The 19,502-nt window shown below is 49.8% G+C and carries 17 protein-coding genes; 4 read left to right on the top strand and 13 right to left on the bottom strand.

All coding sequences use genetic code 11. The features are described 5' to 3' along the window. Positions 1-416: 416 nt before the first annotated feature. Together AC58QD_RS29375 and lipA are read right to left on the bottom strand one after the other, a co-directional pair. Positions 417-857, bottom strand: coding sequence for a YutD family protein (locus AC58QD_RS29375; protein ID WP_497338596.1), 441 nt, complete (start codon positions 855-857; stop codon positions 417-419). A gap of 56 nt (positions 858-913) precedes the next feature. After that, complete coding sequence (gene lipA / locus AC58QD_RS29370; RefSeq protein WP_497338595.1) at positions 914-1,807, bottom strand: lipoyl synthase; 894 nt, start codon at positions 1,805-1,807, stop codon at positions 914-916. Between the two features lie 193 nt (positions 1,808-2,000). On the opposite strand from lipA, the gene larE reads away from it, so the two are divergent. The 3 genes from larE to larC are packed head-to-tail and all read left to right on the top strand — an operon-like array spanning position 2,001 to position 4,735. Then, complete coding sequence (larE, locus tag AC58QD_RS29365) at positions 2,001-2,873, top strand: ATP-dependent sacrificial sulfur transferase LarE (protein WP_497338594.1); 873 nt, start codon at positions 2,001-2,003, stop codon at positions 2,871-2,873. After that, positions 2,873-3,667 carry a nickel pincer cofactor biosynthesis protein LarB gene (gene larB / locus AC58QD_RS29360; RefSeq protein WP_497338593.1) on the top strand — a complete coding sequence of 265 codons (795 nt, stop codon included), beginning with the start codon at positions 2,873-2,875 and terminating at the stop codon, positions 3,665-3,667. The genes larE and larB overlap by 1 nt, the downstream gene beginning before the upstream one ends. Positions 3,668-3,673: 6 nt before the next feature. Next, a complete protein-coding gene (gene larC, locus AC58QD_RS29355; RefSeq protein WP_497338592.1) occupies positions 3,674-4,735 on the top strand; it encodes a nickel pincer cofactor biosynthesis protein LarC in 1,062 nt (353 codons plus the stop codon). A gap of 118 nt (positions 4,736-4,853) precedes the next feature. On the opposite strand, the gene AC58QD_RS29350 is transcribed toward larC, so the two are convergent. The 3 genes from AC58QD_RS29350 to larC2 all read right to left on the bottom strand — a co-directional run bounded on the left by AC58QD_RS29350 (position 4,854) and on the right by larC2 (position 8,271). Beyond that, positions 4,854-6,815 carry an LTA synthase family protein gene (locus AC58QD_RS29350; protein ID WP_497338591.1) on the bottom strand — a complete coding sequence of 654 codons (1,962 nt, stop codon included), beginning with the start codon at positions 6,813-6,815 and terminating at the stop codon, positions 4,854-4,856. A gap of 165 nt (positions 6,816-6,980) precedes the next feature. Next, the gene (locus AC58QD_RS29345; RefSeq protein ID WP_497338590.1) at positions 6,981-7,784 is read right to left on the bottom strand and encodes an AAC(3) family N-acetyltransferase; all 804 of its coding nucleotides are present in this window, start codon (positions 7,782-7,784) and stop codon (positions 6,981-6,983) included. Then, positions 7,777-8,271, bottom strand: a complete 495-nt coding sequence (gene larC2 / locus AC58QD_RS29340) for a nickel pincer cofactor biosynthesis protein LarC2 (protein WP_497338589.1) — start codon at positions 8,269-8,271, stop codon at positions 7,777-7,779. The genes AC58QD_RS29345 and larC2 overlap by 8 nt, the downstream gene beginning before the upstream one ends. Positions 8,272-8,414: 143 nt before the next feature. On the opposite strand from larC2, the gene AC58QD_RS29335 reads away from it, so the two are divergent. Then, positions 8,415-9,515 carry a M23 family metallopeptidase gene (locus AC58QD_RS29335; RefSeq protein WP_497338588.1) on the top strand — a complete coding sequence of 367 codons (1,101 nt, stop codon included), beginning with the start codon at positions 8,415-8,417 and terminating at the stop codon, positions 9,513-9,515. A gap of 132 nt (positions 9,516-9,647) precedes the next feature. On the opposite strand, the gene yunB is transcribed toward AC58QD_RS29335, so the two are convergent. The 8 genes from yunB to AC58QD_RS29295 all read right to left on the bottom strand — a co-directional run bounded on the left by yunB (position 9,648) and on the right by AC58QD_RS29295 (position 19,502). Continuing rightward, the gene (gene yunB / locus AC58QD_RS29330) at positions 9,648-10,484 is read right to left on the bottom strand and encodes a sporulation protein YunB (RefSeq protein WP_497338587.1); all 837 of its coding nucleotides are present in this window, start codon (positions 10,482-10,484) and stop codon (positions 9,648-9,650) included. 139 nt (positions 10,485-10,623) lie between these two features. After that, positions 10,624-11,427, bottom strand: coding sequence for a LamG domain-containing protein (locus tag AC58QD_RS29325; RefSeq protein ID WP_497338586.1), 804 nt, complete (start codon positions 11,425-11,427; stop codon positions 10,624-10,626). A 179-nt stretch (positions 11,428-11,606) separates the two neighbouring features. Then, positions 11,607-12,377 carry a DeoR/GlpR family DNA-binding transcription regulator gene (locus tag AC58QD_RS29320; RefSeq protein ID WP_497338585.1) on the bottom strand — a complete coding sequence of 257 codons (771 nt, stop codon included), beginning with the start codon at positions 12,375-12,377 and terminating at the stop codon, positions 11,607-11,609. A 30-nt stretch (positions 12,378-12,407) separates the two neighbouring features. After that, the gene (gene rhaB / locus AC58QD_RS29315) at positions 12,408-13,883 is read right to left on the bottom strand and encodes a rhamnulokinase (RefSeq protein WP_497338584.1); all 1,476 of its coding nucleotides are present in this window, start codon (positions 13,881-13,883) and stop codon (positions 12,408-12,410) included. Positions 13,884-13,889: 6 nt separating this feature from the next. Then, positions 13,890-15,152 carry an L-rhamnose isomerase gene (gene rhaA, locus AC58QD_RS29310; RefSeq protein ID WP_497338583.1) on the bottom strand — a complete coding sequence of 421 codons (1,263 nt, stop codon included), beginning with the start codon at positions 15,150-15,152 and terminating at the stop codon, positions 13,890-13,892. 22 nt (positions 15,153-15,174) lie between these two features. Next, the gene (locus tag AC58QD_RS29305) at positions 15,175-15,552 is read right to left on the bottom strand and encodes a sensory rhodopsin transducer (protein WP_497338582.1); all 378 of its coding nucleotides are present in this window, start codon (positions 15,550-15,552) and stop codon (positions 15,175-15,177) included. A gap of 55 nt (positions 15,553-15,607) precedes the next feature. Beyond that, positions 15,608-17,677 carry a bifunctional aldolase/short-chain dehydrogenase gene (locus AC58QD_RS29300; protein ID WP_497338581.1) on the bottom strand — a complete coding sequence of 690 codons (2,070 nt, stop codon included), beginning with the start codon at positions 17,675-17,677 and terminating at the stop codon, positions 15,608-15,610. A gap of 163 nt (positions 17,678-17,840) precedes the next feature. Further along, on the bottom strand, positions 17,841-19,502 hold the full coding sequence (locus AC58QD_RS29295; RefSeq protein WP_497338580.1) for a ribulokinase: 1,662 nt from the start codon (positions 19,500-19,502) through the stop codon (positions 17,841-17,843).

Below are 19,502 nucleotides of genomic sequence, written 5' to 3'. Positions count from 1 at the left end.
ATAAGAGCGCCTCCTTGATGGTGTTGGGTATGTAACCCTTGGACAAACCCATCATACCGAGGCGCTCCTTTTTTAGCAAAGACTGTTTCTTAGCCTTAACAGGAATGTTTCTGTTCCACTTTTGGACCTAGGAGTTACATCGATAAAAAGGGAGGGGGGGAAACACTTCCCCCGATTTTGCACGTTCAACCTTCTTAGTCACATCTAAAGCGGATATTCCGCTCTACAGCGATCGTTCAACACTCTGAGTCACCTCTAAAGCGGATTTTCCGCTCTACAGCAATCGCTCAACCCTCTGAGTCACCTCTAAAGCGGATTTTCTGCTCTACAGCAATCGCTCAACCCTCTGAGTCACTTCTAAAGCGGATTACCGCTATACCTTGAGTAATAAAAAAACAAGCTTAAGGATGATGTCCTTAAGCTTGTTCGACTTTGCGTTCTTGTTTGGCCCCCGTGTGCTCGGCTCGGCCCTGTTTGTTGTTGGCATTTCCGTTATTATTCCCATGGTTATGTGAACGGTTATTCGGTTGGTGGTTCTCGTTCTTGCGTTCGGCAGCTGGCTGCTCTGGCTTAGGAGCATTCTTGACATTCACTCGCTCCAGAACGAAGTAGGCGCAACCAAAGTTACAATACTCGTTCAAATAATCGCTCAGACAAGCCACAGAAGTATCACGGGAAGATTTCTGATTATTCTCCTTGAAAAAACCTTTCAACCGAAGTTGATTGTAGCCCCAATCGCCTACAATGTAGTCGTACCGCTCCAATACTTCGCTGAAGCGATCGCGAAACGCTTCGAAGTTATACGCATTCCGATGATCCATTACAACTTCGTACGTTCTGCCTCCAATGTGAATCAATGACTTCCCCTCCCCTGCTCCTATAATCCCGTCCATTACTCTCTAATATACCCAAGTTACGCCTTGACCGCTGCTTCTGCGGAACGAACTTGTTCATGAGCATGATACGAGCTGCGCACTAGCGGTCCGGACTCAACATGGCTGAAGCCGCGTTTCATCCCTTCTTCTTTGAGCAAAGCGAATTGCTCTGGTGTATAGTACTTTTTAACATCCATATGCTGCTTCGTTGGCTGCAAATATTGGCCGATGGTCATGATGTCGCACTGCACCGCGCGCAAGTCATCCATTGTCTGCAGGATCTCATCCCACTCCTCGCCAACACCGAGCATGATGCTGGACTTCGTTGGAATATTGGGCTGCATTTGCTTGGCTCTTGCCAGCAATTCTAAGGAGCGGCGGTATTTCGCCTTAGAACGGACACGGTCAGAAGTTCGCTCTACGGTCTCCATATTGTGGTTCAAGATATCCGGCTTCGCATCCATCACAATACGCAGCGATTCTTCGTTCCCCATAAAATCCGGAATCAATACTTCAACTCCGCACATTGGAAGACGATTACGAACAGCCTTTATAGTTGCCGCGAAGATGGAAGATCCCCCATCCGCCAAATCATCACGAGCTACAGACGTGACCACACAGTGGCGAAGACCCATCTGTTCTGCAGCCTCAGCTACACGATCCGGTTCTTGCAAATCCAGTTCTGTCGGGAGACCTGACTTCACTGCACAGAATCTGCAGGCACGGGTGCAAATATCTCCGAGGATCATAAAAGTAGCTGTCCGATTAGCCCAGCACTCATGAATATTGGGACATTTGGCTTCTTCACATACGGTATGTAGCGTCTTCGAACGCATCATTTGTTTCAATTCTTTAACATGATGGAACTCATCAGCTGACGTCAATTTGATCTTGAGCCAGTCTGGTTTCCTTTGTATGGGTTTGGTAGCCATAAGATTCCTGCTTTCCACATCGAAGTGCACTAGCTATTTTCTATGAGTATTATACCATGAAAGATACGACATGCCATAACCAGTCTAACATTGTTGACAAAACCGTTCTTTCTGGGTTTCGGTGCCGTCCTGCTTTATGTTACACTAAGGCTTATAGAGAATGAAATGTCTTAAACGGACAGGGGAGATGGACATGAACTTGAAACTGGGCAGTAGGATTACCGATGGGCAAGCATTGCTGCAAAAAGACGATCAACTGGGCAGCATACTTAAGGAAATGGGTCGCGTAATGATCGCTTTTTCTGGAGGCGTCGACAGTACATTCGTGCTTAAACGAGCCCATCAGGTTCTTGGCGATCAGGTAATCGCCGTAACAGCTGCATCCGAGACATTCCCTACGCGAGAATTCAATATGGCCGTTCGAATCGCAGAGGATATGGGTGTGAAGCTGCACCGTACAGAGGTCAAGGAATTCGACAATGCCGATTTTGTTGCCAATAGACCAGACCGCTGCTATCACTGTAAAACCGGACTTTATTCCCACCTACAGACGCTCGCTAGCGAAATGGGTTATCCCTTTATCGTCGACGGTTCTAATATGGATGACCTTGGTGATTACAGGCCAGGCCTGCAAGCCAAGAAGGAGCAAGGTGTACGCAGTCCGCTCCAGGAAGCGGAATTTTATAAAGACGAGATTCGTCATTTGTCCAAAGAGCTTGGACTTGTAACATGGAACAAGCCCTCCTTCGCCTGTCTATCTTCACGAATCCCTTATGGGACGAAGATTGAACGGTATAAGATTGATCAATTGGACGAAGCAGAGGATTATATGTATCAGCTGGGCTTCTGGCAGGTTCGAGTACGTCACCACGATAAAATCGCTAGAATCGAAGTTATGCCTGATGAAATAGAACGAGTTATTCAACATAAAGAAGACATCTATACCAAATTTGCAAGTCTTGGATTTACTTATGTCACATTGGATTTGGCGGGGTATCGGACGGGCAGCATGAACGAGGTGCTGAAGAAGGAAGCGAAATCGCCGGAGAAAGAAGCGGCTAATTAATGGGACAAGAAGAGCATATTGAGCTTGAACGCATATTGAAGCTCGTCCAGACAGGCGAGCTTGATCTGAATGAAGCGAAGCGCATGCTGGAGGATAAGGCCCGTAGGGATGCTGAAGGACGTGTCGACGATCTCGGCTTCGCGCAGCTTGACTTGGATCGCGAGAAGCGCACAGGCTTTCCTGAGGTCATTTATGGCCTTGGGAAAACGCCGGAGCAATTGATCGCGATCTTCGAGCGGCTCAAGCTGCACTCTGACCGTGTGCTTGCCACACGGGTCGATGCAGCCAAGGCCGACAAGGTGCTTTCCGCTGTGGACGGCGTCATGTATCACGCGACCGCGCAAGCGCTCACGTGGTTCAAGAAGCCGATCCTCAAGGTGAATGACGGCTATGTTGCCGTCGTCTGCGCCGGCACGGCCGATTTGCCAGTCGCCGAGGAAGCGGCGATCACGCTTGAATGCATGGGCAATCACGTCGAGAAAGTATACGACGTGGGTGTCGCCGGCATTCACCGGCTATTCCGGCGCCTTGCTGTCATTCGCGAAGCGAATGTAATTATCGTAGTCGCCGGCATGGAGGGCGCGCTCGCGAGTGTTGTCGGCGGCTTGGTGGCCAAGCCCGTCATCGCTGTGCCGACGAGCGTCGGTTATGGCGCCAGCTTCGGCGGATTATCAGCCTTGCTGACTATGCTCAACTCCTGCGCCAACGGCATAACCGTCGTCAACATCGACAACGGCTACGGGGCTGGGTACAGCGCTGGCGTGATGAACAAATTAATGTCGAAAAGGTCGTGACGAATCATGCGTATCTTATACTTGGATTGCTTCTCCGGTATTAGCGGAGATATGACGCTTGCCGCACTCGTAGATGCGGGCGCCGACCGTGACTACATTGAACAGGAGCTTAGCAAGATTCAAATAGAGCCTTTCCATTTGGAATGGAAAAAGGTGAACAAGAAGGGCATTTCATCGCTCAAGATGGACGTGGTGTTAGATCCGCACAAGCACCCTGACCATCATCGCCACTACTCGGAAATCGTTCGTATGATCGAAACCGTCGGCTTCAACGATTATGTCAAGGCGATCAGTCTGGCCATATTCGAGAAGATTGGCATTGCAGAAGCCAAGATTCATGACATTCCGCTCGAACACGTACACTTTCACGAGGTCGGTGCGATCGATTCCATTGTTGACGTAATCGGAATAGCATTAGCACTCGATTCCTTGCATATTGAACGAATCATCTGTTCTCCCGTCCCGCTTGGATCCGGAACCGTTCGATGCGATCACGGCATCTACCCGGTCCCAGCTCCTGCAACATTGGAAATGATGAAGGGTCTACCTATCGCACCTACTCCTTACTCCATGGAGATGACTACTCCTACAGGTGCTGGTGTAGTGTCTGGAATCGTGCATGAATTCTCCAAAGGATTGCCCCCAATGGTTGTAGAGTCCATAGGCTATGGCGCCGGAACACGCGACTTGCCGAATCAGCCGAACGTGTTGCGCGCCATTATTGGGTCTGCAGATCCCTATCTACCCCAGTGGCAAATCCAGCACGGAATCACACAGCTAGCCCAGCAGGAGCATGCCCACACCGAGCATCATCATCATCATCACGGTCATGATCATCAACATGGACACGATCATGGGCACTCGCACGATCATGATGATCACGGACATTCACATGACTATGGACATAAGAAGAACAACCCGATCATTCACGAACGCAAAGTTTTATATCGTCCTGACCACAATCACGGCCACAGTCATGATCACGACCATCCGCACGAGCATGACCACAACCACAAGCATGCCGATGATGATCATCGGCATACTCACGGGTCCAATCCCAAGCAATAAGCTTGTGAAGCAAGTAACATACCAAACCACAACAAACACCGCCAGTAACATGGCGGTGTTTGTTTATGATAGACAACATCGGTTGGTATAACGAAACCACCACCCATTCCCGAACAAATCAGTTTACATTCTCCTGCACATACTCCAGCTCCACCTCGGGATCGGTTACTATATTGGCCATTTGCTGAGCATCACTCTGAATCTGCACATAATATTTCTCCAGATACTGGCCGCCGATTAGTTGATCATACTGCAGCTCCCGATACTCTTCCACCGTCTTCTTATATGCTTCCGGAACGGTTCGGTACATTTCCCCTGACGAATCCACGACCAAATTACTTAACAATCCAGGAAGTTCAGCCGACAGCTTACTATTGAATTCAAATTGCGGGGACTTCTCGTACTGAAGGTGGTCCACCATGAGCGAACCCAGGAATGAAGCACTGAGCGTCGGCCAAGTCTGGTTCGGCATGGAGAAGTTGGACCATGTCACGAACGGTACACTGTGCATGCTCTTCAATTCCTCTAATGACCACTGCGTCGAATCCTTGGATCCAATAAACCCGCCTTGCTTGTAGACATCGTAATCGTACCCTAGCATAGGAAGATGATCACCGAAAAATACAATCATGGTTGGCTCATCCACTTGCTCGAAGTGATTAATGAGCATCTGCAAGCTTTGATCTGCATCATTTACACCCTGCGAATAGATCTCGAGAGCCAGCTTCGCCTCCGCCGTCAGATCCCCCTGCACTTCAATAGTATTACTCGGATATCTAATTGTGTCATAAGGACCGTGATTTTGCATCGTGACGGCATAAATAAACATAGGCTTCTCTGATTGCTCAACTGCAGCCGCTATACTGCGAGAAACTTCCGCATCCGCGATGAACGGCCCCCTGTATTCCGGGTCCTCGAACTGCTCCTTGCTCTTGAACTGCTCGAATCCGAAATGCTTGTATACACTCTGCCGGTTCCAGAACCATCCTTCATAAGAGTGAATCGCTGTAGCGCCATATCCCAAACCCTTGAAGTAACTGGCTAGAGTAGACACGGATTTACGAATATACTGCTGATAAGGCACGGAGCCCCCCGGAAGAAAGCTCATGGATTGTCCTGTCAGTACCTCAAATTCCACATTGCTAGTACCACCCCCGAATTGCGGTGACAGGAGATAACCTGATGTGCTTTCATTATAGAGCCGGTGAACCGTCGGAAGAGGATCTGCGCTGAAGCTGACATTCGGTAACAGCGTTGGATCCCAGAATGCTTCATTCATAATGAAGATGACATTCGGCTTCTGTCCGTTTAATTCTTCTTTGTGCATAACCTGCACCGCTTGACCGCTAATATTGTGGGCCAATGCCGACATAGATGGTTCTCCGTATCCTTCAGGCTTTGGAACTTTGGTATTCTTCACATTCATGGTAAAAGCTAGCGAAATCCCGTTGTAAGCATAGTTGTACTTTTGATCCCAGATCGTTTCGCTAACTCCTGCTCGATTCAGGATCTGCGCAACCCACTCTGCTCGAGAACCGAATGAATACAAAGTAAACAAAGCTAGAAACCCAAAAGTAAGGCGGCTGACTAGGCTCAATCCGAATTTTGGCAGCACGAGGCGCAGCATGAACAATAGAAGGACAACCGTTCCCAGGATAACGATTCGCTGCAACGCTGCCGATCCTGTTATCAGCGGTACCATGTTCATACTTTCTTTATTAAGAAATACATCCCAAGGATAAAAGGGTTGGCCAATCATTTTCATCTTCAAATAATGAATGATCGCTGCAAAGGACATGACAGCTGTCGTTGCCCCCGTGGCCAGAAAGAGCGAGCCAATCAAACAGTACATAACAACCAAGGCTAGCCACTGCAAAATCATATTAAGCAGCAACAGCTTCGGACTAGCGAGCATCCAGGTAAACGTATCGACCATGGAACCTCTCTGAACGAGCTCAACACCATATACAAGCAAAAAGGACATCACAATGAGAGTGGAATGGATCATACCCCATTTGGCTAACTTATTTTGTTCTAACCAGTTGTATTTTGACCTGATCTTCCTCCTCAAATTTAGCATATTGGAATACACTTCCTTTGCTTTATATTAAATTGTTGTAAACCTGTTACCTTCATGATACACACTGAAGCTTAAGAGAAGCTGAAAATGACTCTTATAGATACAATTCGGATCAAATAAAAAAACTGCCTACAAGCGCATTTCCTCGCCAGAGACAGTTTCCGATCATGACAATCTTTGTTTCATATCCTTACAACGAATGCAATTGGCATCCTCACAGTGTGAGAAATACAGGTCTTTCTTGATAGCTTCCGTAGCAGCCTCGAATACTTTACGCGCCGGACAAATCGTCCATGTGCTTGAACCAACCTGTACTTGATGAACAAGCGGATCCGCAACAGATGCAAAATGATTAAAGCCATACGAACAGCTGCCAATCGGAACTTCCTGTTTATTGCCTTTCCCGTCATTCACCCATCGCACGAATAATGGACGGCCTGCCTGCTGCTCTGCCAGATGAAACAGCGTCATACTTGTATAACCTACTCCCATTAACACTACAAAACCATTCAGCTCTACGAGAGCCCTGAGCGGAGCCCAGATGTCGGCTGCTGTTTGGGTGCTTACTAACTGCTCGGCAAGCGGACCGATCGCACTGAAGGAATTAGTCGGATGCAAGCCTCTTCGCCTCCCAGCCCTTCGGAGAACAGCTGCAGGGATAGCCCCCATCGTCCGCACATCCACCGAATCCGAGTCCGGGTCATACACCTCGTTATGCTCTGTGTACTCGTTAAGGCTGTAATCAATCCCATTAAAAGGCGGAAGCTTCCGGCCTTCTGGCGGCGGCACCCGCATCGATGTTGTGAATGTAGGTACCATAACCGATGAGCCTGCCTCTAACAGCGCCTCAACAATCGCGTTCGGTCCCCCTGCCACATGACCAAATGAACGATAAGAGGAATGTACGCACAAAGCCTTCCCGTTCAACCCTTCCCTATATAAGCAATCCAGTATATGGCTTTTATTCATGATTGGGTTGTCTCTCTTCCTCTTGTTTGCGCGCAAACGATCGTCGCACTTCGTCATACACTTCTTTGATCGGAACACCGAACGACTTCGCTGCCTGCTCACATTCCTTGAATTCAGGCGAGGCTTGCACCAATTCACCTTTATAGAATCCGACCTTGACAGTAATCTGTCCCCAAGGTGTAGCCACTTGAATGAATTCCCTTCCCAAACGATGACAATCCGCACGTAAATATCGCAAGCCCAAAGTTGTCGTCTCAGTGAATATAACGTTTTCCATCTCTTCGATCCGCTCTTCCGAGCATAATACGTTCAACATAAAGCCAGGTCGGCCTTTTTTCATTACGATAGGAATCCAGTACACATCATTGGCTCCAACCTCGAACAGCTTGTCCATCACATACGAACACCACTCCGGGTTCATATCGTCCAGATTCGCTTGAATAAGAACCATGTCTTCTTCCGTGTGCTCGGAACGATGGTTGAACATAATAGGCCAGGCTCCCTTCTAATCTTTAAGACCTCATAATGATCCCATCGTAGCAAACTCCGCACGAACTTGTAAACAATCGCATACAAACGTTTGAATTAAGCCATTCTATACATAACCAATACTTCCACAGGAGGAGAAAAATGAACATCGCAAGATGGCTCAAGCTATGCATCATCGCTTCTATAAGCCTAGTTCTAGCCATTCAATCCCCTATTTACACCGCTTCAGCCACGCGGGAAGTGGCGGATGATCCTGTTCAGTCAGCGGAGTCAGCGGAGTCAGCAGAGTCAACTGAGTCAACTGAGTCGGTTGGTGCCGAAGTAAAGCCGATGGCCGCAATATATGCGGAACGAAGAGCTCTACTGGAACAAGCGAGTTCAGCAACAGGTATCCCTTGGACAACCCTGGCCGCGATTGACCAATACGAACGTTCTATTACCGTTGCTAATCCCAAGAAAAGAACGCCTAGTAAAGGACTCATTGGCATTTATTATTCGGACCAGGAGTGGGCAGGCATGCTTAACCCTAACCCGCAGGATACGGACATCCGGAGCATAGCCATATTCGGCGGAAAAGGACGGGACGGTTCAGGAGATGGGGTGGCGGATCGTGAGAATGATCTGGACTTACTATCAACAATGGCTTCCCGTTTGCTTGGAGTTGGTACAAATCCTGATAAACTGCGAAAGGCCTTATCCAGCTACTATAGGAATGCACGGGCTGTAGAACGAATCGAGCAATTTATCAAGCTGTATGAAAACTTTGATCGATTGGATTTACACGAACATGCTTTTCCGCTACCCAGACGCTCCATTTATTCCTATAGAAGCACATGGGGAGCCAACAGGAGCTGGGGCGGGGCAAGAATGCATGAAGGAACGGATCTTTTTGCAGGACATGGGTCTCCAGTACGAAGCACTTGTTACGGAATCGTGGAGGTAAAAGGGTGGAACAATTACGGAGGCTGGAGAATTGGCTTGCGGGACCTGAATAATGTGTATCATTACTATGCTCATCTATCGGGATATGACAAATCCATTAAGCAAGGTGACATCGTCCAGCCTGGACAGGTGCTTGGCTGGGTTGGGAGCTCGGGGTACGGCAAACCGGGAACCCAAGGAAAGTTCCCGCCGCATTTACACTTTGGGTTATATCGCGATAATGGGAAAACCGAGTGGTCATTTGACCCCTACCCCTCGTTGCGAAGATGGGAGCAGGAAGACCGCCAAAGATCGAAATAACTTTCTAAAATCGGCCATTTCAGGGCTTAGATGTCGATGAATGATACATCTAAGCCCTAAAACTCGGGAGAACGGGCAGAAACGTCCAGTCTATGTATAAATCATCGACATCTACTGTGTAGGAGCGACTGCCTAATGCTTCGCTTTGGTGTCTGTGGTCTGACTTTGACCCGATACGCCTGTCGAGGTACTCTCACTCACACCTGTTCCTGTACTGGATACACCGCTGTTGCTGTTAGTTGAGGAATCGGTGCCCGTTCCGCCTTTCAGACTAGGCAATGCGATGCTTGGCGGGACGGCTTGCGAGTTTCCAGTCGGATTTCCTTGGTTGTCCATGTAATACATCGGGACATCTCCTACAACGAGTACATAAGAGATCGGAATCTCGGTCTCTACAACCTCAGGCTCCGAGTCGAACGGAATAATGATCGATACTTCAGCGACGATCCGAATATACACCTCAACCAGGATCATATTGATTCCGGCATTTTGCTGACGCGTGCTCAAATCCACCTTTACAAGTCCTGCAGGAACGAACTTGATTGGAATTTTCGGCCCGAAGGATGCTATGATCGCACTGTCCATCGCCTGACCGAGCGGGATATGCTCCGGCATTTCCTTCAGGCCTTGAAGCGCGCCCTGCACGGTGGAGACTGCCTGAGAACGGATTTTCATATGTTCCGAGTAGTTGAGCATGAACCCGTTTATTTTACCGTCGCGATCCATCTTCCAATCAATAAGTTTGGCCAGGTCTGTCCCTTGAGAAATCCGTTCTGAAATCGCATTATTAATCGATTCAGTTGCCATCTGTTTCATCCGTACTTTGGCCAGATTCATAAGCGGCGGCCACAAATGACGATCGATATAAATAAAAGATTGCACGAAAAGCAAAAAGGAAATGACCAGCGCAATAAAAAACGCCTTTCGCTTCCCTTTCTTAGTGGAGCGGCTTCGCCAACGGCGCTTCATCACGGGGCATCCCCTCCGAGAAAGAATCGGTCCGGTTGTTCTTACCCAGTGTATGCGCGTGTCCTATAAAATAACCCCACAAATTAAGCAGAATCGTCCGAAGCCTAATCGGATTACAATACAGACCCTGCGAGGGAACCTAGCTTATAGTCTCAGCAGCAAGCTTTCTCAATTCCTCATCGTTCAGCGCTCGATTGTACACGGCTAATCCGCCTAATACTCCGGTGAAGAAGTTGCCTGGTTCCCCTGAGCGGTCGACTGCCCCAACCGTGAAATCGGCTCCGTCCAATCCCCCATCGAACAATCCGCCTTCATAGTGATAGGGGTTGAACGTGTCCCGAACATCCAGTCTGCCATTCAAATATGCCTTAGCATGAGCCCCATCGTATGTAAATGCTACGAACTGCCATACGTTCGGTATGATACGCGTTTGTCCAATCGCCGCATCCATACAGTACATGTATCCGTCGGTCGGACCGCCAACGGACGAGATATGTCCGCATACCTGCTCGGCGCTATCCCATATACGCAAATTAATAAACAGACAGTACTGCCGCTTCAACCTTGTTTCATCCCACATTCCGGCTATCGCTTCGCAGCGGATGAAGTCTGTCTGGTCCCATTTTATCCATGCGGCTACTGTGACTTGAGCATTCGGACCGTGCAGATTCAGCGCAGGACAATCGCTGCGGCTAATGCGAAGCCATTGACCGAAGTCAAGCAGCATGGCATGTTGGCCGAACACACCCTCATCTACTCGTGAAATAGGCCCATTCATCTCCGAAAGTCGATACGGGTAAGGTCCCTTGGCCTCCCTCTCCTTGCCTGCTTCCTCCTGGAAATCCCAGAAGCTGATCAGATTGGGTGTGGAAAGAACTGCTTTTGCTGCGGGTATTAGCTCGTTCGTTTGTTGGACGATCTTTTCATTCTGCTTCTCACTCAATTGTTATTCCCCCATTCCATTTCCTCCCTTATATTTTAGAGAAGATCATCCCACATTTACATACATTTTTTGGTGATCGCCATAACTTTTTTTTGTGTAACCACATAAACAACAACACGCAGGTCCCACGGAAATGTGAGCCTGCGTTTATTAGATGCATTATGGAGTAGATCGTTCCACTACACTGTTGTTACATGGATTGCAAGCAGTGCCAATCGTTCAAGCGACTCACTCGAGATGAGGCGATCGGTAATGATAGTATCGACATCACCCAGATCGGCCACGTGGGTGAATGCCTGCGTGCCGAACTTGCTGGAGTCAGCGAGCAAAATAACCTGATCGGCCATGCCGATCATCTTCTGCTTGACGCGTGCCTGCAGCTCATTCGACTCGCTGATACCGCGCTCGAGATGCACACCCTTGCACGATAGGAACGCTTTGTCGACATGATAAGCATCGAGCGATCGTTCCGCCAGTGGGCCCACATAAGACAAGGAACGCGAAGCAAGTATCCCTCCCGTCGAGATGACCTCGATCTTCTCCTTACCGCTTAGCTCTATGGCTACTTTGATTGAATTAGTCAGCACCGTAAGCGGGATATCAGGCACGGTCGAGGCCATATACCACGCTGTTGAACTGGCATCCAACAAAATACGATCATGGGGCTGAATAAGCTTGATAGCTTCCTGAGCGATGAGCTTCTTCTCTTCCGCCCGAGTAATCTCGCGTTCCGTATACGGGGTCTCCGCCTGCTGCTGAGCTTGCCGATCCTTGACACTAACCGCTCCTCCATGTGAACGAAGCAGCCGCCCAGCACGCTCCAGCCGATCCAGATCGCGGCGGATTGTTTCTTCTGTCACCTGGCACAGCTCGCTCAGCTCAGAGACGCGCATACTTCCCCGATCGTTCACCAGTTGAACAATTTTTTCATAGCGCTCCGCAACTAGCATAGCTGACCTCATTTCCTTTTTCATAACCGTCTATGATGATACACCTGTTAGGGTACTGAACTTGCTATATGCTTGATCCCAGGCTTCCCTGTCATTAGGCACATAACTGGTAACCGGGAATGATTCCCCAATCACCCTGCGGGCTTCCGCAATGTCCGACAATTGACCTTGTGCAATCCATTGCACAACAAGATTCCCAATAGCGCTTCCTTCAGCAGGACCAGCCCACACAGGCTTCCCGATTGCATTCGCTGTCCATTGACATAGAAGGGTGTTATGAATGCCGCCGCCAACCATATGCAGCCCATTGAACTTCTGTGTGGATAGCTGCTCCGTTAATTCCAGTACATAACGGTATTTTAAAGCCAGGCTTTCCAGAATGCAACGAACGATCACTCCTATATCTTCAGGAGCTTGTTGTCCTGTCTGCTTGCAATAGTTTCGAATCTGCTCCGGCATGTCCCCGGGGTGCAGGAACAAGGCATCATCAGGATTTATCAGAGCTGCGAATGGCGGCGCCTTTTCCGCTAATCCTACTAATTCAGCGAACGAATAACTCTCGCCTTCCCGCTCCCATTCCCGTCTGCACTCTTGCAAAATCCACAGCCCCATTATGTTTTTGAGCAGCCGATAAGTACCGTTCACTCCGCCCTCATTAGTAAAGTTCATCTCCCGTGCCTGGTCCGTAATAACAGGCTGATCGACTTCGGTTCCCATAAGCGACCAGGTACCGCAGCTCAAATAGGCGAACGAACGCTCCAAGGCCGGAACGGCGGCAACTGCTGAGCCGGTATCATGCTCTGCAACAGCATACACAGGAATCGAATCGATGCCAAGCTCCTCGCAAATGGATGCGCGAATGCTGCCAACACGCGTTCCCGGGTGCACCACTTCCCCAAACATAGACGTTGGAATGCCTATTCGACTTAAAAGTTCGGCATCCCACTGTCCCTCGAGCGGGTTGAACAATTGAGTTGTTGTCGCATTCGAGAACTCATTGTGCATCTCGCCTGTAAGGAAATATCGCAGCAACTCGGGTATCATCAAGAAGCGATCCGCTTCCCTTAACCAAGGAGAATCGGCCCGTTTGAGCGCGTACAGCTGGTTAATCGTATTGAAGGGCAGAAATTGAATCCCGGTGCGATTGAATATTTCGGCAGCAGGAATTTCCTCGAACACCTTTTCCATCACCCCGTCCGTATGGTGATCCCTATAATGATAAGGATTGCCGATAAGCTCACCGTTCCGCCCGATCAATCCAAAGTCAACTGCCCACGAGTCTATACCCAGACTAGTAATGCGAATGCCTTGATGCTTTGCCTTTAGCAATGCTTGTTTCAGCTCGTGAAGCAAGCGCAGTATATCCCATTGGAGCCGTTCTCCAACTTGCACGGGGTCATTCGGGAAGCGATGAAGCTCCTCGACTTCGATGCGGCCTTCAACAAGCCGGCCCAATAATGCCCTGCCGCTGCTGGCCCCAAGGTCAAATGCTAGCACATTCGTCATATCCCGTTACCCCCGTTTCATCAGCACTTCCTGCTCGTAGGCTTTGACTTCCTGAAGCCACGCTTCGCGGACGGGAACACCCATCGAGGCACAGTAGTAATCCCAGATCACGCCTAATGGATAGGATTTGAACTCCTCAAGCAGCGCAAGACGAGTCGTATAATCTCCTTGCAGCTCAGCTTGCTTCAATCGTTCAGTCGGTTCGAGAAGCGCCGCAAGCAGGGCTTTAATCGTATTCCGTGTCCCTATGACCCAGGCAGCCACACGATTAATGCTGGCATCGAAGAAGTCAAGACCGATATGGGTCGTCCCTAGCAGGTTATGACGAACGAGCTCCTTGGCAATTTCCTGCAGCTCGTCATCGAAGGTTACCACATGATCACTATCCCAGCGCATAGGACGGCTTACGTGCAGCAGAATCCCATTAGTGAATAAAGATAAAGAGGACAGCTTGCCCGAAATGACTTCTGTAGGATGGAAATGTCCTGCGTCCAAGCAGATCAGCTTGTTATTCTGGATTCCGTAACCCATGTAGAACTCATGCGAGCCTACAACGTAGGCCTCTGAGCCTAAGCCGAACAATTTGCTCTCCACAGCATCCAGATTGTGCGCGGGGTTGAGCGGTTCTGCGAAGATTTCATCAAGCGACGCCTTCAGCCGCTGCCGTGGAGCAAGCCGATCGACTGGCGTGTCCTTGTAGCCGTCTGGAATCCACACATTCGTGACGCAGGTCTGGCCTAACTGCTCTCCGAAGTATGCACCGATCTGACGGGATCGCTTGCAGTGCTCAATCCAGAACTTACGGATCTCTTCGTCTGGATGGCTCAATGTGAAGCCGTCCTTCGACTTGGGGTGCGAGAAGCAAGTAGGATTGAAGTCAAGCCCGAGCCCATGCGCCTTCGCCCAATCTACCCAGCCTTGGAAGTGACGGGGCTCCAACTCGTCCAAATCCACCTTCTCTTCCGTATCGGCATAGATTGCATGCAAATTCAGCTTATGCTTGCCCGGGATGAGGGAGAAAGCTTTCTCCAAGTCACTCCGCAGCTCAGCAGGGGTATTAGCAGCGCCAGGATAATTACCGGTAACCGAGATGCCCCCGCTGAGCGCCTCTTCTTTAAACAAGAATCCCCGAACATCGTCGCCTTGCCAACAATGCATAGATATTTTGATTTGTGCCAGCTTCTCAAGCACTTGATCTACGTCGATCCCATGCTGTGCGTAAAGGCTCTTGGCCCATTCATACTGCTGCTGCAAGCTTTCTCTCACCATCGTTGTCCCGTCCCTTCTTCGTCTACCTTAATGGATAAGCCATGACTGACATCAATGCATTCTCCGCTTGAGTTGCGTCCAAACGGCTATATTGAATAATGACTGGAATCGTACTAACAACCTCGATAGCATAAGGAACGCCTACCGGGATGTATTCACCATTGCTATGGAGCCCGCTCGTTCGAATATGCTTCGTGCGGCGAGCGGGAACGATGACCTCGATATGTTCAAGCGGATTACGATCCTCGAAGAATATCGTAACCGTTAGCCGCGCGTCTTCCGAGGACGTATTCAGCACGCATATCGACTCGTGACTTTCCAGGCTCCCCGACTGGGCGCTCGTAGGCGGAATGTAACCGTCCGGGATGAACCAGGTTTGATCTCCATGTGCTTGATGCATATAATTCCACCTCTCTTTATTTGTCAGCTTGAGTAAACAGCAGGCTAATCTGTCTTTATCGTGTAAAAGCAGCCGGCACTCCGCCATCAATCGTAAGCATGCAGCCTGTAGTTTTATCAGCCTTGGAGGATGCGAAGAAAGCAATGCCTTCTGCAATATCCTTCGGAAAAATGTTCACTAGCAGTGTTGTCCGCTTCCGATAGTACTCTTCCAATTGATCCGGCTCAATGCCGTAAGCTGCTGCGCGTTCATTGCGCCAGCTGCCGTTCCAGATCGTGGACCCTTGAAGAATCGCATCAGGCAAAATCGTGTTAACACGAATCCCGAATTCGCCGCCTTCAGCTGCTATACACCGGGCGAGATGTGCTTCGAGTGCTTTGGCCGAGCTGTAAGCGGAAGCGTTCTTTCCTGCATACACAGAGTTCTTGGAGCCAATGAACACCATATTCCCGCCAATGCTTTGCTCCTTCATCAGCTTGAACGCTTCGCGAGCAACCAGGAAGTACCCTGTGCCTAACACGTTCATGTTCAAGTTCCATTCTTTCAAGGAAGTTTGATCGAACGGACTGGAAGTAGCTAATCCCGCATTGTTAACGAGGATATCTAATCCGCCAAATGCAATCGCAGTCTCTGCGTAGGCGTCTACCACTTCATCTTCCTTTGTAACGTCCATTTTCACAGCAATTGCTCGATTATCTCCATATTTCGCATTGATATCGGCCGCCACCTTCTGAGCACCTTCAAGATTCAAGTCAGCCAATACTACATGCGCACCCTCAGAAACAAGACGTCTAGCCGTTTCGCTGCCAATGCCGCCTGCACCGCCAGTTATGAAAGCCACTTTTCTTGAGAACTCTGCTTCAGCGGGAGCCAATGACAATTTATACAGCTCTAGCGGCCAATATTCCACATTGTAGGATTCGTTCTCGCTGAGTGAAACGAAGTTCCCAAGCGCCGTTGCACCTCTCATCACCGCGATTGCCCGATGATACAGAGCCCCGCTTACCTTGGACATTGCCCAGCTCTTGCCGGTATTGATCATCCCTACGCCTGGGATCAGAATAACCCGAGGCGCGGCTTCGAACATGACATCGCCCTCATGACGGTTTCGCTCGAAGTAAGCTTGGTACTGTTCCTTATAGGAAGCTATCCCAGCTTTTAATCTGGCTTTCAATATGTCCACGTCTTCACTGGCAGGCGACCAGTCAATATACAGCGGCACAACTTTCGTATGGACCAGATGGTCCGGGCACGCTGCACCCACTTGAGACAATTCAGCCGCATGACGTCCGCTTACGAATTTCAATATGTCTTCCGCATCATCGAAGGTTAAGATCATCTTCTTGGCATCACTTACCGATCCGCGTATTATCGGCATGACTTGAGCGGCTACACTTTTACGCACATCTGCTGCTAATGCTTCATGCTTCACACCGCCGAACAGATTCGCTTCGTCCACACGTGCTTCAATAAATGCTTCAGCCTCACTAATAATCTCAATTGTTTTTGCATAACAAGCCTCAGCCGTATCTCCCCATGTGACTAGTCCGTGCTTCTCCATGAGGACGAGCTCTGCATTCGGATTGGCTAACACGCCTTCTGCGATCATTTTTGACAAAGTGAATCCTGGACGAACATAAGGTACCCATACGAAGCGATTGCCGAATATCTCCTTAGCCAGTTCCTTTCCGTTATCCGCACAACAAAGACTAATAATCGCATCAGGATGCGTGTGATCTACATGATTAAACGGAAGAAAAGCGTGCAAGAGCGTTTCAATCGAAGCTCTCGGATGCTTGTCATCAATCATACAATTCGCTAAGTAAGCAACCATTTCCTCATCCAGCATCTCAGCACGTTCGAACAATGGACGGATGTCATCCATGCGCAGACCAGTGAAATTACCAGCCTTCATCGATGCCAAGTCGGAGCCGCTGCCCTTCACATACATAACTTCAACATCACGTCCGCGAAAATCCTTCACCGTCGTCTTGCTGGAAGTGTTGCCGCCGCCCCAATTGCAAACGCTGCGATCTGTCCCGATAATGTTCGAGCGATATACAAGCTCGTCAAGCGTGCTCTTCAGCTCTGCAGCTTTCGAATTGTCCCACAAACTTTGCGCCATGATTGAACCTCCGATTGTTTGTTTGTTTTTGTTTGATTTCAGAATATCATGTTTGTTTGTTTTTGAATACCATTAATTCAAACAAAAACGGTAATCGGATTACTAGATTAAAAAAAGGCCTACTTCTGCTCTAACCAGCAAGTAGACCGAGAGTTCTATTTTATCAGTTTCGCTTATCTTTCAGCTTTTTCATAACCGGATTCATGTCGCGTCCGAAATAATCATGCAGCCGGACATACTCCGAGTAGAGCTCACTGTAGATCTCCACATGTTCTGGAACCGGCTCATATACAATACTCGGAGCGCCCACCATATTCTTAACGGCTTCCTCACATGTATTGTATCCGCCTCCCTCCGCTCCTGCTGCTACCGCTCCAAAGATTGCGGAGCCTAAAGCCGGAGTTTGCGTTGAAGCAGCTACATGGATGCTGCGGCCGGTTACATCCGCATAGATCTGCATCAGCAGCTTGTTCTTATGCGGCAAGCCCCCGCACGCATACAGCTCGCGCACCTGCTGCCCGCCTTGCTCATAGGCGTCAATAATCTTCTTGGTCGAATACGCAGTTGCTTCCATAAGGGCACGATAGATTTGTTCCGGCTTCGTAGACAGGGTAAGACCTACAATCAACCCTGACAGGCCTGCATCTCCCAGCACAGATCGGTTACCGTTCCACCATTCGAGTGCAATCAGTCCTGTTTCGCCCGGACGAGAGGAAGCCGCTGCCTGCTCTAACCATTCATGCACGCTTACGCCTTGCTTGGCCGCTTCCTCATGAACGTAGGGCGGCACATTGCGCTCGACGAACCAGCCAAACAAATCACCTACAGCCGCTTGCCCTGCTTCATAACCGTACAAGCCCGGAATGATCCCGTCCTCTACAACACCGCAGATTCCTTCCACCGGCTGTTCGGAATGTCCCAGCAGCAAGTGACATGTGGAGGTGCCCATCACCATCACTAGCTTGCCTGGCTCCACCACTCCGCAGCCTGGTACAGCCGCGTGGGCATCGATCGACCCGACGGCTACTGCAATTCCTTGTGGCAATCCGAGTAAACCGGCCATCTCCGCTGTCAGTGATCCTGCTTTTTCACCTAGCGGATGAATCTCCCCTCTGAGCTTTGTCTCGGTTAAAGACGCCAGCTTAGGATCCAAGGATCGGAGAAACTCAGAAGAAGGGTACCCTTCCTGCTTGTGCCACATGGACTTGAAACCACTTATGCTTCCGCTGCGAATCGGGATACCTGTAAGCTGATATACAACCCAGTCGCCTGCTTCCATGAAGCGATCCACTGCGTCATATAACTCCGGGGATTCATTGGCTACCTGCCAGATCTTCGGGATCATCCACTCGGATGAGATCTTTCCGCCGTATCTAGCGAGAAAGGCTTGACCTTGCTCGAGCGCCAAGGTGTTCAGCAGGTCCGCCTCCTCCTGGGCGGCATGATGCTTCCACAGCTTCACCCAGCTGTGGGGATTCGCGGCGTGCTCGGCCTGAGTGCATAGCGGATTCCCGCTAGCATCCACAGGCAGCACCGTGCACGCTGTCATGTCCACGCCGATGCCTATGACATCGGCGGGATCAATGCCGGCCAGCCGCACCGCGGCCGGCACCGAGCGCTTCAGCACCTCGACGTAGTCGGAGGGGTGCTGAAGCGCCCAGTCGGGCGCGAGCCGCTCGCGCGCGCCCGGAAGCTGCTCTGTGATTACCCCGTGCGGGTAATCGGTGACGTGCTGGGCCAGCTCCTGCCCGGTGGCCACATCAACCACGAGCACCCGCCCAGAGGCGGTGCCAAAATCAATGCCAATGCTATACTTATGACTCAT

This window comes from Paenibacillus sp. J2R1T-4 (genome assembly GCF_059692235.1).
Note: the sequence above shows the minus strand (reverse complement) of the source record. Positions and strands in the feature narration are given on the sequence as shown.

What these genes read in the sequence shown, in the direction of transcription:
- AC58QD_RS29300 (WP_497338581.1), bottom strand. Translation starts at nt 17,677, where the DNA reads ATGGCGCAAAGTTTGTGGGACAATTCGAAAGCTGCAGAGCTGAAGAGC.
- AC58QD_RS29295 (WP_497338580.1), bottom strand. Translation starts at nt 19,502, where the DNA reads ATGAGTCATAAGTATAGCATTGGCATTGATTTTGGCACCGCCTCTGGG.
- AC58QD_RS29320 (WP_497338585.1), bottom strand. Translation starts at nt 12,377, where the DNA reads ATGCTAGTTGCGGAGCGCTATGAAAAAATTGTTCAACTGGTGAACGAT.
- AC58QD_RS29335 (WP_497338588.1), top strand. Translation starts at nt 8,415, where the DNA reads ATGAACATCGCAAGATGGCTCAAGCTATGCATCATCGCTTCTATAAGC.
- rhaA (WP_497338583.1), bottom strand. Translation starts at nt 15,152, where the DNA reads ATGGTGAGAGAAAGCTTGCAGCAGCAGTATGAATGGGCCAAGAGCCTT.
- larC2 (WP_497338589.1), bottom strand. Translation starts at nt 8,271, where the DNA reads ATGTTCAACCATCGTTCCGAGCACACGGAAGAAGACATGGTTCTTATT.
- larC (WP_497338592.1), top strand. Translation starts at nt 3,674, where the DNA reads ATGCGTATCTTATACTTGGATTGCTTCTCCGGTATTAGCGGAGATATG.
- yunB (WP_497338587.1), bottom strand. Translation starts at nt 10,484, where the DNA reads ATGAAGCGCCGTTGGCGAAGCCGCTCCACTAAGAAAGGGAAGCGAAAG.
- AC58QD_RS29350 (WP_497338591.1), bottom strand. Translation starts at nt 6,815, where the DNA reads ATGCTAAATTTGAGGAGGAAGATCAGGTCAAAATACAACTGGTTAGAA.
- AC58QD_RS29345 (WP_497338590.1), bottom strand. Translation starts at nt 7,784, where the DNA reads ATGAATAAAAGCCATATACTGGATTGCTTATATAGGGAAGGGTTGAAC.
- larB (WP_497338593.1), top strand. Translation starts at nt 2,873, where the DNA reads ATGGGACAAGAAGAGCATATTGAGCTTGAACGCATATTGAAGCTCGTC.
- larE (WP_497338594.1), top strand. Translation starts at nt 2,001, where the DNA reads ATGAACTTGAAACTGGGCAGTAGGATTACCGATGGGCAAGCATTGCTG.
- AC58QD_RS29305 (WP_497338582.1), bottom strand. Translation starts at nt 15,552, where the DNA reads ATGCATCAAGCACATGGAGATCAAACCTGGTTCATCCCGGACGGTTAC.
- rhaB (WP_497338584.1), bottom strand. Translation starts at nt 13,883, where the DNA reads ATGACGAATGTGCTAGCATTTGACCTTGGGGCCAGCAGCGGCAGGGCA.
- lipA (WP_497338595.1), bottom strand. Translation starts at nt 1,807, where the DNA reads ATGGCTACCAAACCCATACAAAGGAAACCAGACTGGCTCAAGATCAAA.